We start from the raw sequence: 14,127 nt of genomic DNA on the forward strand, positions 1-14,127 counted from the left end.
CCTATTAAAAGAATTTAAGGTCACTATGAATACGATTTTACTCATTCCCACAGGTGAAGGTGTTGGCTTAACTTCAGCCTGCTTAGGTATGATCTACGCGCTGGATTGTAAAGGGATTAATGCGGGTTTCTTAAAACCTTATTCTCAAATTGCAGACACCACGGTTGACCGTACCACGACACTCTATCGCCATTTATTTCAGCATAAATCTGCCGAGCCAATCACCTATGAAAGACTGACACAACTGATTGCCTTGGGTGAAACAGATGAATTGCTTGAAGAAGCCGTTGCGCTACACCGTCAAATTTCAGCTGATCATGATGTGATTATCGTTGAAGGTTTGGTTCCGAATGGACAAGATCATTTTGTCAGTGAAATTAATGCCGCGCTTGCCCAAGCACTAGATGCGCAAGTGGTTTTGGTCAGCACCGCAGATTTAGCTGATCCACGTAAAACAGCAGAAAGAGTCGATGCGCACTTACGTCAATTCGGTGGCGCGGCCTCAGCACGCACGACAGGCGTGTTGTTTATGCGAACCAAAGGCTTGCCTGAGGGCACGGCCGAAATTCCAGTCACACTTGATCCAAGTCTACGCCTAGACCAGCACATCGATGCGTTTGCCTTAGAGTTACAACGTTATAACCGCTTTATGGGAACCGATGAACTCCCGATTATTGGATTGGTGCCATTCAGCAATACCCTCAGCGTGCCACGTAGTTTAGATATCGCTTCGATCATCAATGGCACATGGTTGCATCAAGGTGAGGCTAAACAACGTCGTATTCTACATACCAGTTTAATTGCATCCAATATCGAATCAGAATTGCATAAATTTGTTGCGGGCGAATTGATTATTAGCGCATCACAACGCACCGATGCGATCTTGGCAGCCAGTCTTGCCAGCAGCAATGGTACACCGCTGGCGGGTCTGGTTTTAACCGAGCAAGCTGCGCCTGCAAGCAATGTACTCGAATTTTGCCAAAGTGCGATTAAGCAAGGGCTCCCGATCTTACACACACCTTTAGATACCTTAGAAACGGCACAACTGCTGCATCGCTTTGGCAATGAAATTCCAATTGATGATACTGAACGTGCCGAGCAAGTGACCCGTTTCGTATCCAGTCATTTAGATAGTAATTGGCTGGATCAACATACCCAGAACAACTTGCATCCTCGCTTATCACCATCTGCTTTCCGTTACGAGCTGGTACAAAAATCCATTGCTGCGAAAAAACGTATTGTCCTGCCTGAGGGGGATGAGCCACGTACGGTACAAGCGGCTGTGATCTGTCAAACCCGTGGCATTGCACAGTGTATTCTATTGGCAAAACCTGAATCGGTTGCCGAAGTAGCTAAAGCACGCGGTATTCAGTTACCCGATGATTTACAAATCATTGATCCAGATACCATCCGTGACCAATATATCGAACCGATGGTGGAACTGCGTAAAGGTAAGCTTGATGCACTACAAGCCAAAGCACAGCTACAAGATACCGTGGTGCTCGGCACCATGATGTTAGCACTCGATCAAGTCGATGGTTTGGTGTCTGGTGCGATTCATACCACTGCTAACACCGTACGCCCTGCATTCCAACTCATTAAAACTGCACCAAATTACTCACTGGTATCATCGATTTTCTTTATGTTGTTGCCTGATGAAGTCTATGTCTATGGTGACTGTGCCATCAATCCTGACCCAAATGCAGAACAACTTGCCGAGATTGCGATTCAGTCTGCGGATTCAGCCAAAGCCTTTGGTCTCGATCCACGTATCGCCATGATCAGTTATTCAACGGGAACCTCAGGTACCGGTGCAGATGTTGAGAAAGTAGCTGAAGCCACCAAAATCGCACAGCAACGCCGTCCAGATTTATTGATTGATGGGCCCTTACAATACGATGCTGCTTCGGTTGAAAGCGTCGGTCGCCAAAAAGCACCAGACTCGCAAGTGGCGGGACGTGCCAATGTATTTATTTTCCCTGATTTAAATACAGGTAATACCACCTATAAAGCGGTACAACGTGCTGCCAATGTTGTGAGTGTCGGGCCAATGCTACAAGGTTTAAATAAACCTGTGAATGACTTGTCTCGCGGCGCATTGGTGGATGATATTGTGTTTACCATTGCTCTGACGGCGATTCAGGCGAAGCAACAAGATTAAATCCACTATTCGATTGAAATTGAAAAAGCCCTTTAGATTGAAAGGGCTTTTTCATTAGCAGTATTGAGCTAACCAGACCGTATGCCCCGTACATTCAACATCTTCAGCAATCATTTTAATCAGCTTAAACCCATTGTGTTGCAGCAAAGTCTGATATTCCTGCGCTGAGAGACTGGCATGGTACAGTGGCTCTCCACATAACGAACCAATCGCCTCGCCCTGTGCAGGACCACTGCTAAACATTAAAGCTGTACCTGATTGTGCATATTCAGCAAAACGTTTAAACATGTTGCGTTGATCATCTTGGGTTAAATGGAAGAAACTATCCCACGCAACAATGCCCTGAAACTTTTGTTCAGTAAAGTACTCCCGAAAATCTTGCTGCACCCAGACTTGTTCAGGGAAAGACTGCCGTGCCATTTCAATCATGTATTCCGAAGCATCTACCCCTGTTACCTGATGTCCTTGCGCAATAAAATAGGCAGCTATCGGCTGCCCTGGGCCACAGCCCAAATCCAAAATACTGGCCGAGCTTGGGAGCAACGTTAGAAAACGATCAAGCCAAACTTTCTCAATTAGTACCTTGCCTCGTTGTTCAATCCATTCACGCGCATGCTGCTGGTAGAGTTCAATAATATGCTGTGCTAGATATTCCTGTACCATGTCATTGCTTTTTTAAAGCCATTGAGCAAAATCTTAACAAGATTCTGGCTTATTTAATGTCTGAATTTTCTTGGTTTGTGGCCCTTTTACAAAAAAAATCGCATTGCCACATAGGATCAAAATCACCCCAATCACCGCATTCATTTGCCAATGATAATCCTCCCATACCGTCGAAATCACCAATGCGACCAAAGGAAATAGCAAGGTACTATAGGCTGCCTTACCCGCACCAATCCGTCCGACCAGATAGAAATAGGCAGTGAAACCGATCACTGAACCAAAGATCGCGAGATACAGTAAAGCACTCACTGCACTGAATTGCATACTCGGGAAAAACTGATCCTGTCTAAACCATGAAATCAACGCCATCAACAGTGAGCCATACAACATACCGTAGGCATTGGTGGTAAAAATATCCAAGCCATGTTTTTGATGACGCGTACTGATCATATTGCCCAAAGAGAAACCATAAGTCCCTAAAATACAGAGTCCAATACCGATCAATGTATTGCGATTTAACGTTGTTCCCACCACGTCATGCCAAAACAAGGCAATAATCCCGAGTACACCTAATAAGGCCGCAGGATAAAAGCGCGAAGAAACCTGCTGAGAGAAAAATAATCGGGCATTGATGGTATTAAAAATCACCGCCATGGAAAAAATCACGGCCTCTAAACCACTACTGATATATTGCACTGCATAATAAAAACAGACAAAGTTAAAGCCAAAAATACAGCAGGCCTGCAACATACAGAACAGATGATCTTTGCCTGCCAGTTTCTGCAACTTTCGGCTCAAAGCAACGAAAGCAAATAACACCATTGCAGAAATAAAAAAACGCCAGAACACCGCAACATTGGCTGAAATCCCACTTTGTTGTTGCAGCGTAATCGCAATCCATGTGGTTCCCCAGATCACCACCACCAAAGCATATAACAGCGCATTCATATCATTAGAACCAAACTCAATTACCTCGACGACTATTTTGCTGCTTTTGAGGTCATGATTACTTGCACCATCTTGCGATGATTATCATGGATTTGCGTTTTTCTAGAAATTTTTTGACCAGATGACAAAACTGGCTGAAAGTTCTACACTAAACTGGATCATATTTGGCACTGCGTATAGAAGATGAAATATCAGATTCTAGATCAATTACAGCAATATAAAGCGCAATTGCTCGACTCGGTAGAACTGGGTTCGGGTATGCAGTTGGCCATGTGGCAAAATAACCAAGACCGTGTCAGCGTCTGTAGCAATCACCATACCCTAAGTATGTATATTCAGGGTGGTTATGAAAGCTATCAAAAAACCCAACAGGGCTGGCACAATGGCGGTGGCCCTGACCGTATGTGTCTGATGCCACAAGACTTTGAGTCGACTTGGGACTTACGTGATCCCCTCACCTTCGTACATCTTTACTATACTGAACAGCACTTACAACGTGTGGCCGAACAAGTCTGGGATCGCGAACCGAGTCAAATTATTTTAAATCCACAAATTTTTGTGGCTGACCCACAAATTTCGATGATCTATCGACACTTTTTACTCAATGGCGCATGGCAAGATCGTGAAAACCATTTGCAGATGAGTACCGCAACAACGCTATTACTCAATCATCTGATCAAAAATTATAGTCATGCCCGATGGCAAGCACCTGAAGTCAAAGGGGGGCTCTCGCCTTATGTGCTTAAGCAGTTATTGGAATGGATTGATCAACATCTCCATTTGAGTTTGACCTTGTCTGATCTGGCACAACAAGCGCAACTCAGCGAGTATCATTTTGCGCATATGTTTAAACAATCGATGCAGATGCCACCGCATCAATATGTGATGCAACGCCGTCTTGAGCGTGCCCATCAAGCACTAGAACAGACCACAACGAATCTGACAGAGATTGCTGGGCAATATGGATTTAGCTCAAGCAGCCATTTTAGCCATCGCTTTAAGAAACAGTTTGGCTATAGCCCATCTCAACTGAGAAAAAACTAAAATCCAAAGCGCACCTTTGGTTGATGCAATTTAGATCAAAGGCTTACTTTAGACCTTTAGCCAAATCTAAGCTAAAACTCCCACATTCATTCCTTTTTGTCATATAATTTAGCCCGCCAGCTAATCGCCCGCTCAAGAGAAATTTGATATGACAACGATCATCAAACAAGATGACTTGATTACATCAATCAAGGATGCCCTGCAGTTTATTTCTTACTATCACCCACAAGACTTCATCCAAGCGATGAGCCGTGCTTATGATCGTGAAGAAAACAAAGCTGCAAAAGATGCTATTGCCCAAATCCTTATCAACTCACGTATGTGTGCTGAAGGTCACCGACCAATCTGTCAGGATACAGGGATCGTTAACGTTTTCCTTGAAGTCGGCTTAGATGTTAAATTTGATTTAACCATGAGCTTGGATGATGCTGTAAATGAAGGTGTACGCCAAGGTTACCTAGAGAACTCAAACGTACTCCGTGCTTCTGTTTTAGCAGATCCAGCTTTTGGTCGTAAAAATACCAAAGACAACACCCCTGCCGTGATTCATTACAAACTCGTTCCTGGTAATAAAGTTGATATTACCGTTGCAGCGAAAGGTGGCGGTTCAGAAAATAAATCTAAACTTGCGATGTTAAATCCATCTGATTCAATCGTGGATTGGGTACTTAAAACTGTCCCAACTATGGGTGCAGGTTGGTGCCCACCAGGTATGCTCGGTATTGGTATCGGTGGTACTGCAGAAAAAGCCATGATGCTTGCAAAAGAAGCACTTATGGAAGAAATCAACATGGACGAATTACTTCGTCGTGGCCCACAAAGCAAAATGGAAGAACTCCGTATCGAGATCTTCGAGAAAGTGAATGCATTGGGTATTGGCGCACAAGGTCTTGGTGGTTTAACCACAGTACTTGATATTAAAATCAAGGATTACCCATGTCATGCGGCAGGTAAGCCAGTCGGTATGATTCCAAACTGTGCTGCGACTCGTCACGCACACTTCCAGTTAGATGGTACTGGTGTTGCACATATTCAAGCACCAAAACTTGAAGACTACCCTGCTGTAACATGGGATTCGTCTCAATCGAAGCGTGTCAACCTTGATACCATTACTCAAGAAGAAATGAATGCTTGGAAGCCAGGCGATACATTATTATTGAACGGTACCATTTATACAGGCCGTGATGCTGCACATAAGCGCATGGTTGACATGTTAAATAATGGTGAAGAACTTCCAGTGGATCTAAAAGGTAAATTCATTTACTACGTAGGTCCAGTCGATCCAGTTGGCGATGAAGTGGTTGGTCCTGCTGGCCCAACAACAGCAACCCGTATGGATAAGTTCACTCGTCAAGTTTTAGAAGCAACTGGCTTATTCGGCATGATTGGTAAAGCGGATCGTGGTCCTGCTGCAATTGAAGCGATCAAAGACAATCAAGCAACTTATTTGATGGCTGTTGGTGGTGCTGCTTACCTCGTGTCTAAAGCAGTTCGTGAAGCTGAAGTCGTTGCTTTTGCAGACTTAGGTATGGAAGCAATCTACAAATTCGTAGTTGAAGATATGCCTGTTTCTGTTGCAGTTGATGTGAATGGTACTTCGATCCATGCAACAGCACCAAAAATCTGGCAAGCGAAAATCGGTAAGATTCCAGTAGTTGATGCTGCTGCGTCATAAATAATACTCATACAATAATCATAGCCGAATCATCGTATTCGGCTATTTTTTTGCCTGCGGCTTCTGCTAAATTATAAAAAAGACGAGAACAATAAGGCGGTCTATAGATGAATAAATACATGTTCAACATGGTGATTGGACTTTGCCTTCTCGTTGGCATGCAAAATACCTTTGCATCCCCAGCCCAGAGTAAATCCGTCAAAGAACTGATCAAACTGAGCGAGCTCGAGAATGTTTTAAACACCTCACTCGATGAAATGCAACCGACACTCGATCTTGAAGCGGAAAATATTTTATTAAGAGTCTTAGGAAAAGAAGAACTGACCACAACACAAGAACATCTTGCTGTGTTGGAATTGAGCCAGTTACTGAAAGATACCAGTTCAAAAGTCTTTGCTCGCCCCGAAACTATTCGGGCAATCGAGAAGATTTATGCAGACACCTTGAGTGAAGAAGAAATACAAGCCTATTTGAAATTCTTAAAAACACCGGAAGGTAAATCCATTAATCAAAAAACATTGCAAATCAGTACGCATATTTTTCAATATATGAATAACTTAAGCCAAAAAAACTTAAATGATCCAGAGCAGAGCTCGCAATTAAAAGAGCAGTTCCTCACCATCATCAAACCTTTAATTCAGGATGAGTAACTGCTCAAGTAAACCTACCAAGTTAATGGATTCCAAAGTTTAAATGGCTTAACCAAATGCACTTCTGACTTTTCATCATACTTTGCTGGTTTTAATTCTTGAGGTTTTGAACGAACCTTACCCGATGCATCTTGAGCGACAAAGTTATAGCTAGAAGATTTTAACCGTGTGAATGCGATTTCCTGATGTGCCACCTTGTCAGGCGTAATCATAAATGGGCCTGTATGCTCACTACGTGAAATCTTATTTTCTTCATCGTATTTAATAAAATAAGTTTGTGCAGCATCTACAGTAAAATCGAGATATTTCGGCTTTTGGAAATGTAATCCTGCCAAAGGACGGCTTACACTCAAGCGATAAGTCCCAGCAGGTAGTTCCACCCAGTAATAATGATTATGTAATAAGCTCGGAATACGATGCCCATTGATAAATAAATTGGCCGCAGCAATTTCCTGACGGTTCCAACGTGTATCTGGACGATATAAATAAACCACCGCAGCTTGTTCATTTTGCGGTTTGACTGGGGCGTAATATTGGCCTAACTTTTGATTAACCCAACCACCAACAGAGAAGCCACCCACATGATATTGATCCAATAGACCTGGTTCTTTTTCAGTATCGACAGCTGGTAAGGTTGCAGTCAGTGCGGTTGGTTTTTCTTCAACTGTCTTATGACTTTGACAGCCAGCCAATACCCCAGCACAACATAATGACAATATTAAATAACGCATGACATCCCTCAAGGCGTTTTCTTGGATTTATTTTTAACAGCGCAAAACTATGCACATTTTTTCAATTTTTTAAGATTAACACCTCAACGCCTAATTGCAAATAAAAAAAGCATGAAAAGCCAAGCCTTTCATGCTTTTTTAGATGAATGAGAATTAGGCTGATTTAGAATCAATCACCTTCAAATCCTTCTTTTCAGTTGCTTCTGGCGTACCCACTTGTGGTAAACGCTCTGCTTTGAATGTTGGCTTAGCCGTGCCATTAATGACAGCTTCATTCAAAATAACAGTACCAACATCCGTACGACTCGGTAAGTCATACATCGTTTCAAGTAATACGTTTTCCAGAATAGAACGTAAACCACGCGCACCAGTATTACGTTCAAGTGCTTTCTTCGCCACAGCACGTAACGCAGACTCATCAAAGACAAGGTCTACATTTTCCATGGTGAAAAGATATTGGTATTGACGTGTTAATGCATTTTTAGGCTCTGTCAGAATCTGCATTAATGCTTCTTCATCCAGCTCTTCCAATGTTGCAATCACTGGCAAACGACCGATAAATTCAGGAATCAAACCGAATTTAACCAGATCCGTTGCTTCTACTTGACGGAACAACTCAGAGACTTTTTTACTGTCATCTTTATTCTTCACATCTGCTGTAAAACCAATCCCACCTTTCTCTTGGCGCTGTTGTACGATTTTTTCCAAGCCAGAGAATGCACCACCACAGATGAACAGGATGTTGGCTGTATCAATCTGGATGAATTCTTGCTGTGGATGCTTACGGCCACCTTGTGGTGGAATAGACGCAACTGTACCTTCAATCATTTTTAACAATGCTTGTTGTACGCCCTCACCAGACACATCACGCGTAATTGAAGGATTTTCAGATTTACGGGTAATCTTATCAATCTCATCAATATAGATAATGCCTTTTTGTGCTTTCTCTACATCGTAATCCGCTTTCTGCAATAATTTCTGCACGATGTTTTCAACATCTTCACCCACATAACCTGCTTCGGTTAAAGTGGTTGCATCTGCCATCGCAAATGGAACATCAAGCAAACGCGCAAGTGTTTGTGCAAGTAATGTTTTACCTGAACCTGTCGGTCCAATCAGCAAAATATTACTTTTTGCGATTTCAATCTCTTGATGCCCGTGAGTCGACTGGCCTACTTTTAAACGCTTATAGTGGTTATAGACCGCAACAGATAAGGTTTTCTTCGCAACATCTTGTCCAATCACATATTGGTCCAAGGCAGCACGTATTTCATGTGGTTTTGGCAGGGCTTTAGTTGCCCAATCACCTGCTTCAACTTGTTGACTGGTTTGAACGAGATCTAAGCAGACATCTACACACTCATTACAAATATATGCGTCCTCACCAGCAATCAATTTTCCAACTTCAGATTGCGTTTTACCACAAAATGAACAATGTTTTTGTCCTTGAGGATGTTCGGACATATTTACTCCACAACTTAAATCTTAAACTTAGGTCCTAAAAAATCAGGGACGTTTGCTTAGCACTTCATCGACTAAACCATACTCTTTGGCTGCTTGTGCCGTCATGAAATTATCACGATCTGTATCACGTGCAACGGTCTCATAATCTTGACCACTATGTTCAGCCATTAAGCGATTTAAACGCTCTTTTATGAACAGAATTTCACGTGCGTGAATTTCAATATCAGAAGCCTGACCACGGAAACCACCTAATGGTTGGTGGATCATCACACGCGCATTTTCAAGACAGTAACGTTTACCTTTTGCACCCGCATTCAATAAGAATGCACCCATTGATGCGGCTTGTCCCATACAGTAGGTCACAACATCTGGTTTAATAAACTGCATGGTGTCGTAAATCGCCATACCCGCAGTGACTGAACCGCCTGGTGAATTGATATAAAGGTGAATATCTTTTTCTGGATTTTCTGCTTCAAGAAATAACATCTGCGCAACGATTAAGTTCGCCATGTTATCTTCAACTTCACCCGTTAAGAAAATAACACGCTCACGTAATAGACGTGAAAAAATATCGAATGAACGCTCACCGCGAGATGATTGTTCAACGACAACAGGAACTAAAGCATTTTCAATTGTTGGAACATACATACGTTTACTTATTCCTAAATTATTGTGACTCGATCTATGCCAACAATATGAGGGATAATCAATGAAATTGCAAAAGGTTCAATCTTAAATATTCGATTATTTAGACTAAAATCTGGCAATTTTTCGACAAATTAACACTTTGCTAACAGAGGGTTTGCAGACTTTACATCGATACTTTAAGCAAGGGAGATTTTCTGATGATGCACAACATGGTTTATGAAATTTCACACCTATGCTTAAAGCTCTGCAAGCCAAAGTCTTACTGTTTTAAATCAGAATGAAATACAAAATTCTAAACCCTAAAGAAAAAGGCGCATTAAGCGCCTTTTTCTTGAATCAACTTTTTAAAAGATTAGCCACGGCGAGCTTGTTGTTCTTTCAATAAGTCTTCATAGCTGATCGCAACATCTTTTACTTTAGCTGCAGCTAAGATGTGATCAACAACTTGATCTTCTAACACAACAGCTTCGATTTGAGCACGTTGTTGTTGGTCATTTTTGAAGTATTCAACAACTTCTGTTGGATCTTCATAAGAAGAAGCCATGTCATCGATATAAGCATCAACACGTGCTTGGTCAACTTCAAGTTTAGCGTCAGCCAATACTTTGCTTACCAATACGCCAAGCTTAACTGATTTTTCAGCTTGTTCTTTGAACAATTCATCCGGAAGCATGCTGCTGTCAAATGCGCCTGCACCTTGAGCACCAAACTGTTGAGTGAACTGTTGGATCATTTGTTGACGTTGACGGTCAATTTCTTGAGCAACCATTGAAGCAGGAACTTCAATTTCGTTTGCAGCAACAAGCGCATCAAATGCAGCTTGTTTAACTTGGTTACGAAGACCGTTGCGAACTTCACGTTCCATATTCTTACGAACGTCAGCTTTTAACTTGTCTAAGCCTTCTTCTTCAGTTAAACCAAAGATTTTTAAGAATTCAGCATCGATTTCTGGAAGTTTTGCTTTTTCAACTTGCTTCACAGTGATTTTGAATTGAGCTGCTTTACCCGCTAAGTTTTCAGCTTGGTAATCTTCAGGGAAAGTCACGTCAATCACTTTCTCTTCGCCAGCTTTCATACCAACGATACCGTCTTCAAAGCCTGGAATCATACGACCTGAACCAAGTACGAGTTTAAAGTCTTCAGCAGCACCGCCTTCAAACTTCTCACCATCAACAGTACCTTCAAAGTCGAAAGTTACTTGCATGTCTTTCTTCGCCATACCTTTAGTTACAGCCCAAGTTTGACGTTGTTTTTGCAAGTTTTCGATCATGACATCAACGTCTTTGTCGTTGATTTCTGATGCTTTACGTTCAACTTCCAAGTCAGCAAAAGCTTTAACTTCTACTTCAGGATAAACTTCAACAGTCGCTTCAAAAACTAAAGCATCATCTTTGTTTTCAACTTTTTCAATGTTCGGCATACCGACCGCATTGATTTTTTCTTGTTGAATTGCTTCAAATACTGTGTCGCGAATGATGTCATTCACAACTTCTTGATAAATGCCCGCACCATATTCACGGCGAACAACATTCAAAGGCACTTTACCTGGACGGAAGCCGTTGATCTTCACAGTTTTGGCAGTGCGTTGTAAGCGAGCTTCAAACTGCTCGTTAACACGGCTCGTCGGTACAGAAACATTTAAACGACGGGCAACGCCCGAAACCGCTTCAGTCGTTACTTGCATGGCTTCCTCGATATTAGTTAGTAATAACAATTTTTAAAGTGCCACATTATATGACAACTTTCTGGATATACAAAATCGGATGCTAAAAAAGCAAATATATTTCTCATTTTAGCCAAAAACATAGATTTCTTAAAATAACCTTAAATCAAATGTTACCTTTTGTTGTTAATGATAAGTATTATCACTATACTTTGTGCTGTTTTTAAGCATTTGTTCTTTTTTTCTCGTCCAGCTTTGGAACTCTAGTTATGAGTAAATTTAATTTGAATCCCCTTTCATTTGCATTACTTGGGGCAATGACCACATCCGCTTTCGCAGATACAACGACAGCATCTGAAAATACCAACACACACCAACTTGCAACCATTGTGGTATCGGCAGCTGGTTTTGAACAAGATATTAAAAATGCACCAGCAAGTATCACAGTCATTACTGCTCAAGATTTGAAAGATAAAAGAATTAATTCCATTGCAGATGCATTAATTGATGTAGAAGGCGTTGATATCAGCCCAACAGCAGGTAAAACAGGTGGTTTGAATATTCGTATTCGAGGAATGGATTCTGAATACACACTTGTATTAGTAGATGGTAGAAGACAAAACAGTACAGGCGACATTACGCCAAATGGTTTTGGTGAATCCAATAACAGTTTTATTCCCCCAATATCTGCAATTGAGCGAATCGAGGTAATTCGAGGGCCTGCTTCTACACTTTATGGTTCTGATGCTATGGGTGGCGTAGTCAATATTATTACTAAAAAAGTAACTGATGAATGGACAGGCTCAGTAACTTTAGAAGGCACAATTCTACCAAACTCATCTGATTTTGGTAATCAACGCTCTGTCGATGCATTTATTACGGGTCCACTTATAAAAAATCTACTAGGTTTACAATTAAGAGGCAGAAAGGCTGAGAGAGACCAATCCAATGTTGTTAGGAAGGATGATGAGTCAACTGATGAATCATTGAATATGGGAAATAACCCAACCAAATCCGATATTGAAACCATTGGTGCACGCTTAACTCTTACACCGACAGATAACCATGACTTATCTGTGGAATACGAGCAAACACAGCAATGGTACGATAACAGCAAGGGACAACTGGGTACTTTAGGTGCCAATGGAGGCTATGCAGAGTCTCAAAAATATAATCGTGAAAAATATATTTTAGCGCATACATGGAGAAGCGATTTTGGTAATTTAGAATCCAGTATTAGTAATATTCAGACCGAAACTATTGGTCGTCTAATTCCTTCTCGCGCGCAAAACGGATCTAAAGCCATTACTCCAAGACTTCTAGAAAGTGAAGATACAACTTTTGATACCAAATTTACGACTGAACATTTCTCGGGTCATAAAATCACTCTAGGTGGCCAATGGTGGGAAGCTAATATCAAAGATGGTTTACGTGCCAATAAAGAAATCTCCTTTAAACAGCTAGGTCTTTTCGCTGAAGATACATGGTCAATCACAGATAGTCTGGCACTTACGCTTGGTTTACGATACGACGACCATGATACCTTTGGAGACTTCTGGACTCCACGTGCTTATCTAGTCTGGAATGCGAATGACAACTGGACATTTAAAGGTGGATATAACGAGGGCTACAAAGCACCTAGACTTGAGCGTTTAACCGATGGTATCTATAACGTTGGTGGACAAGGCCGAACTCCTCTCTTTGGAAATCCAAATTTAAAACCTGAAAAAAGTAATAACTTCGAAATCGGAACATATTTTAGTAATGGCTCTAATTTTGATGCCAATATGACGGCTTTTTATAGCCAAGTTAAAGACAAAATCGTAACTGGGGCAATTGAAAGAACTTGTGATGCTGCCAGTAGTGATGCTTTCGGAGGAAAAGTTGCCTGTGAAAACTTTATGGCAAGCGTTGGCACACCTTGGCTAATGGAAAATGGAGATACAGGGACTCGCTCATGGAACGTTACACGACCAACCAATGCTGAAAAAGCTGAAATTTATGGAATAGAAACAGGATTTAACTGGGAATTTGTACCTGATTGGAAATTTGGTATCAACTACACGTGGACAAACACAGAGATTAAAGATAAGAGCATTGGAAATCCACCACTTAACGATACGCCTGAACATATTGCAAATGCTTCACTTAAATGGCAGGCAGATGACAATATCCAACTTTGGGCTCGTGGTGAATACCGCAGTGAAAGGGCTCGCTACCTCAAAACTTATCAAAATATGAGCACTGCAGAAAAAAATGCTTACGATGCTTTGGGTGATTATAAAGAATATGCCTTATTACATGTAGGCTCTAATTTTAATATCACACCAAACTGGAACTTGGGCGTTGCTTTGTATAATGTTTTTGATAAGAATTTCAATGACTATGAGCGTGTTGGTACCAGCTATTATAACCGCTACAGCAATACCCAAGAAGGTCGTCGCGTTCAATTAAGCACAACTTTCTCTTTCTAAACACAA

Annotated in this window: 11 protein-coding genes; 5 read left to right on the top strand and 6 right to left on the bottom strand. The window is 41.5% G+C overall.

Annotated elements, in window-relative coordinates; all coding sequences use genetic code 11:
* The first annotated feature begins 25 nt into the window (after positions 1-25).
* Complete coding sequence (gene pta / locus F902_RS03245) at positions 26-2,161, top strand: phosphate acetyltransferase (protein ID WP_005201102.1); 2,136 nt, start codon at positions 26-28, stop codon at positions 2,159-2,161.
* A gap of 54 nt (positions 2,162-2,215) precedes the next feature.
* On the opposite strand, the gene F902_RS03250 is transcribed toward pta, so the two are convergent.
* Both F902_RS03250 and F902_RS03255 read right to left on the bottom strand, forming a co-directional pair.
* Positions 2,216-2,824, bottom strand: a complete 609-nt coding sequence (locus F902_RS03250; RefSeq protein WP_005201103.1) for a class I SAM-dependent methyltransferase — start codon at positions 2,822-2,824, stop codon at positions 2,216-2,218.
* Between the two features lie 33 nt (positions 2,825-2,857).
* Entirely contained in the window at positions 2,858-3,772 is a 915-nt protein-coding gene (locus F902_RS03255; RefSeq protein WP_005201105.1) for a DMT family transporter, read from the bottom strand.
* Positions 3,773-3,955: 183 nt separating this feature from the next.
* On the opposite strand from F902_RS03255, the gene F902_RS03260 reads away from it, so the two are divergent.
* From F902_RS03260 to F902_RS03270, 3 genes are all read left to right on the top strand, one after another.
* Positions 3,956-4,816 (top strand): AraC family transcriptional regulator, encoded by an 861-nt coding sequence (locus F902_RS03260; RefSeq protein WP_005201106.1) that lies wholly within the window; start codon positions 3,956-3,958, stop codon positions 4,814-4,816.
* Positions 4,817-4,964: 148 nt separating this feature from the next.
* Positions 4,965-6,491 carry a fumarate hydratase gene (locus tag F902_RS03265; RefSeq protein WP_004657827.1) on the top strand — a complete coding sequence of 509 codons (1,527 nt, stop codon included), beginning with the start codon at positions 4,965-4,967 and terminating at the stop codon, positions 6,489-6,491.
* A 107-nt stretch (positions 6,492-6,598) separates the two neighbouring features.
* Positions 6,599-7,141 carry a DUF2059 domain-containing protein gene (locus F902_RS03270; RefSeq protein ID WP_005201108.1) on the top strand — a complete coding sequence of 181 codons (543 nt, stop codon included), beginning with the start codon at positions 6,599-6,601 and terminating at the stop codon, positions 7,139-7,141.
* A gap of 14 nt (positions 7,142-7,155) precedes the next feature.
* On the opposite strand, the gene F902_RS03275 is transcribed toward F902_RS03270, so the two are convergent.
* The 4 genes from F902_RS03275 to tig all read right to left on the bottom strand — a co-directional run bounded on the left by F902_RS03275 (position 7,156) and on the right by tig (position 11,668).
* Positions 7,156-7,872 carry a DUF2846 domain-containing protein gene (locus F902_RS03275; protein ID WP_005201110.1) on the bottom strand — a complete coding sequence of 239 codons (717 nt, stop codon included), beginning with the start codon at positions 7,870-7,872 and terminating at the stop codon, positions 7,156-7,158.
* Between the two features lie 153 nt (positions 7,873-8,025).
* On the bottom strand, positions 8,026-9,336 hold the full coding sequence (clpX, locus tag F902_RS03280) for an ATP-dependent Clp protease ATP-binding subunit ClpX (protein WP_005185075.1): 1,311 nt from the start codon (positions 9,334-9,336) through the stop codon (positions 8,026-8,028).
* A gap of 42 nt (positions 9,337-9,378) precedes the next feature.
* On the bottom strand, positions 9,379-9,984 hold the full coding sequence (gene clpP / locus F902_RS03285; RefSeq protein WP_004775790.1) for an ATP-dependent Clp endopeptidase proteolytic subunit ClpP: 606 nt from the start codon (positions 9,982-9,984) through the stop codon (positions 9,379-9,381).
* A gap of 352 nt (positions 9,985-10,336) precedes the next feature.
* Complete coding sequence (tig, locus tag F902_RS03290) at positions 10,337-11,668, bottom strand: trigger factor (protein ID WP_004804222.1); 1,332 nt, start codon at positions 11,666-11,668, stop codon at positions 10,337-10,339.
* 248 nt (positions 11,669-11,916) lie between these two features.
* Between tig and F902_RS03295 the strand changes: the two genes are divergently transcribed.
* A complete protein-coding gene (locus F902_RS03295; protein WP_004804220.1) occupies positions 11,917-14,121 on the top strand; it encodes a TonB-dependent receptor domain-containing protein in 2,205 nt (734 codons plus the stop codon).
* Positions 14,122-14,127: the final 6 nt, after the last annotated feature.

It is taken from the genome of Acinetobacter higginsii (assembly GCF_000369525.1).
Classification (GTDB): domain Bacteria; phylum Pseudomonadota; class Gammaproteobacteria; order Pseudomonadales; family Moraxellaceae; genus Acinetobacter; species Acinetobacter higginsii.